General features: G+C 42.3%; 3 protein-coding genes. All 3 read right to left on the reverse strand.

Annotated features, from left to right (window positions below):
• Positions 1–316: 316 nt before the first annotated feature.
• Positions 317–1609, reverse strand: coding sequence for an adenylosuccinate synthase (locus ACI3K6_RS09270; RefSeq protein ID WP_435554583.1), 1293 nt, complete (start codon positions 1607–1609; stop codon positions 317–319).
• Positions 1610–1806: 197 nt separating this feature from the next.
• The gene (gene dnaB, locus ACI3K6_RS09275) at positions 1807–3171 is read right to left on the reverse strand and encodes a replicative DNA helicase (RefSeq protein ID WP_435554584.1); all 1365 of its coding nucleotides are present in this window, start codon (positions 3169–3171) and stop codon (positions 1807–1809) included.
• A 138-nt stretch (positions 3172–3309) separates the two neighbouring features.
• Positions 3310–3521 (reverse strand): 50S ribosomal protein L9 (gene rplI, locus ACI3K6_RS09280; RefSeq protein ID WP_435554585.1); only part of this gene is annotated, 212 nt, incomplete at its 5' end.

Raw genomic sequence — 3521 nt, forward strand, 5'->3', positions numbered from 1 at the left:
TCCTCTTTTCACACTGCTACTGCTTTCTCAGGAACGTAGAAACCTTCTATATTCCTCTTTTCACACTGCGGCTGCTTTTTCGGGAACGTAGAGACCCTCTATATTCCTCTTTTCACACTGCCATCGCTTTTTCAGGAACGTAGTGGCCCTCTATATTCCTCTTTTTCTCCTGTGCCTGCTTTTTCAAGAACGTAGAGCCACTCTATATTCCTCTTTTCACACTCCGACTGCCTTTTCAGGAACGTAGGACGCCTAAAGCTCCTTGTGGCCACACTAATCTAAAAAGCCCCCAAATTAAGGGGGCTCCACAATAGCATTACACCTGTCTCCAAGGATTGCTAACCACGTTCGTTTGATTGCGGTCCGGGCCGACTGAGAACGTCGATAAAGGAATGCCTGTTAGTTGTGATACTCTTTCTAGATAATGGCGTGCATTTTCCGGAAGTTCATCCAAAGACTTGCAGCCAGTAATGTCTTCCTTCCAGCCTGGCAATTCTTCGTAAATCGGCTCACATTGTGATAAGATCTTTAGGTTTGCCGGATACTCTGTGATAACCTCGCCATTATAGCGGTATGCGGTACAAATTTTCAACGTTTCAATTCCAGTCAATACATCGATGGAGTTGAGGGACAAATCAGTCAATCCACTAACGCGGCGAGAGTGACGGACAACCACGCTGTCAAACCAGCCAACACGACGCGGGCGTCCAGTGGTAGTTCCATATTCACGGCCAACTTCACGAATTTGATGGCCAATTTCGTCGTGCAGCTCGGTAGGGAATGGACCATCACCAACACGAGTCGTATAGGCCTTACAAACACCAACGACATGAGTGATTTTGGTTGGACCTACACCTGAACCAATGGTGACTCCTCCGGCCACTGGGTTAGACGATGTAACAAAAGGGTAGGTACCTTGGTCGATATCGAGCATAACACCTTGGGCGCCTTCAAATAGCACTCGACGGCCTTCGTCTAATGCATCATTCAAGACAACGGATGTGTCACAGACATATTGTTTAATTTGTTGGCCATATTCATAGTACTCATCTAGAATGTCTTCTTTTTTAAAGCCTTCTGTTTCATAAATACGCTCAAATAAGCGGTTTTTCTCAGCAAGGTTTCGATCTAGCTTTTCTTCAAAAATTTCACGGTCAAGCAAGTCGGCAATCCGGATGCCTATGCGTGCAGCTTTATCCATATAAGCAGGACCAATTCCTTTTTTCGTTGTCCCAATCTTATTGTCGCCTTTGCTTGCTTCTTCCACTTCGTCTAATTTTAAATGATACGGGAGAATGACATGTGCACGGTTGCTGATGCGCAAATTGTCTGTGCTAACTCCTTTTTCATGTAAATAAGCCAGCTCTTTAATGAGTGCCTTCGGATCCACAACCATCCCATTTCCGATGACGCAAATTTTTTCCTTATAAAAAATTCCAGATGGAATCAAATGAAGTTTGTAGGTTTCTCCGTTGAATTTAATTGTGTGGCCGGCATTATTGCCTCCTTGATAACGAGCGACAACTTCTGCATTTTCTGAAAGGAAATCTGTTATTTTTCCCTTTCCTTCGTCTCCCCATTGTGTACCAACTACAACTACTGATGACATGAAAGGCACCTCCGAAAATTAAACTTAAATTTGCTATCTTAATTATTTCCTCTCATAGTTTACCAAGTTTTTATGGAAAAAGTCAACAAAACACGAACATTTAATATTACTATAGTAAAATATGTTCGTAAAAATAGTTAACTGCTACTCTAGTTTTTTTCAAAAAAAAAGAAGCCAATCCCAATTAGGTTGACTTCTTATGCTCCTGGAGGAGCCATAGAATCCTCAAAGCGTCTCTCTAAATTTACAAATTTATTATATTCCTTTACAAAGGCTAATGAAACAGTACCAGTCGGACCATTACGTTGTTTAGCAATAATGATTTCAATAATGTTTTTGTTCTCTGACTCTTTGTCATAATAGTCATCACGGTAAAGGAAGGCAACGATATCGGCATCTTGCTCGATACTACCTGATTCACGTATATCTGACATCATTGGACGTTTATCTTGACGCTGTTCCACACCACGGGATAGCTGAGAAAGAGCGATGACCGGCACTTGCAGCTCACGAGCCAACTGTTTAAGGGCACGAGAAATTTCCGACACTTCCTGCTGACGGTTTTCTCCAGGGCGGCCGCTACCTAAAATCAACTGCAAATAGTCAATTAAAATCATGCCTAATCCGTGTTCTTGCTTTAAACGACGGCACTTAGCCCGAATATCATTGATCCGCACACCAGGAGTATCATCGATAAAAATTCCGGCACCAGCCAGGCTGCCCATCGCCATCGTTAGCTTACCCCAGTCCTCATCCGTAAGCGAACCTGTACGCAGTCTCTGGGCATCTATATTGCCCTCAGCGCACAGCATACGCATAACCAGCTGCTCCGCGCCCATCTCAAGACTAAAAATGGCAACATTTTCTCCCGCTTTAACTGCTACGTTTTGGGCAATATTTAAAGCAAAGGCAGTTTTACCAACAGAAGGACGGGCGCCGACAATGATTAAATCATTTCGCTGGAACCCTGCGGTCATTGTATCAAGCTCCACAAATCCTGTCGGGATCCCGGTAATATCACCAACGCGGTTATTTATTAGTTCAATATTGTCATAAGTACGAACTAAAACATCTTTAATGTTATGGAAAGCACCGGCATTTTTCCGTTGTGCTACTTCCAGAATGCTTTTTTCTGCTTCACTTAAGACAGTTTCTACTTCATCCTCGCGAGTATAACCGTCAGTAGCGATAGTAGTCGCCGTTCGTATTAATCTTCTAAGCAATGACTTTTCTTCTACAATTCTAGCATAATACTCAATGTTCGCAGCAGTCGGCACAGCTCCAGCTAATTCTGTTAAATAGCTGACACCACCGGTATCCTCAATAAGTTTAGCGGCAGATAGCTCTTCCGTGACGGTCACAAGGTCAACTGCTTTACCTTCGTCATTTAGCTTCAGCATGACATTAAAAATCTTTTGATGGGAAGCACGGTAAAAATCCTCAGGAATTAAAATTTCCGATGCCAAAGTAAGCGAAGATGGTTCTAGAAAGATAGCCCCTAAAACTGCTTGTTCGGCCTCAATATTTTGTGGCGGCATACGATCTGCAAATAAATCACTCATTTTATGGAAAACCTCCTATCGTTTAAGAGGATCAGATTATCAAAAGGAAAGAAAAAAGTGACCAGATTCATCCGATCACATTTTACTATCTACGATTTATATTCTATCACGATTATTTGATATTTGAACTGGCAAATTTTATTTTACTTCCATTACATGGACAGTAAGGGTCGCCGTAACATCATGATGGAGCTTTACAGGAACCTTGGTATGTCCAAGTGTACGAATCGCTTCAATCTCCATTTTGCGCTTATCAATTTTAATTCCATGCTTTTTTTGCAGTTCTTCTGCAATTTGTTTTGTTGTAATCGAGCCGAACAGTCTACCGCCTTCTCCGGCTTTTGCTGTTA

Origin of the sequence: Neobacillus solisequens (assembly GCF_051233465.1) — a bacterium.
In the GTDB taxonomy this organism is placed as follows: domain Bacteria; phylum Bacillota; class Bacilli; order Bacillales; family Cytobacillaceae; genus Neobacillus.

Bases quoted from the DNA above. Each gene is read 5' to 3' on its own strand.
- ACI3K6_RS09270 (WP_435554583.1), bottom strand. From the start codon at position 1,609: ATGTCATCAGTAGTTGTAGTTGGTACACAATGGGGAGACGAAGGAAAG.
- dnaB (WP_435554584.1), bottom strand. From the start codon at position 3,171: ATGAGTGATTTATTTGCAGATCGTATGCCGCCACAAAATATTGAGGCC.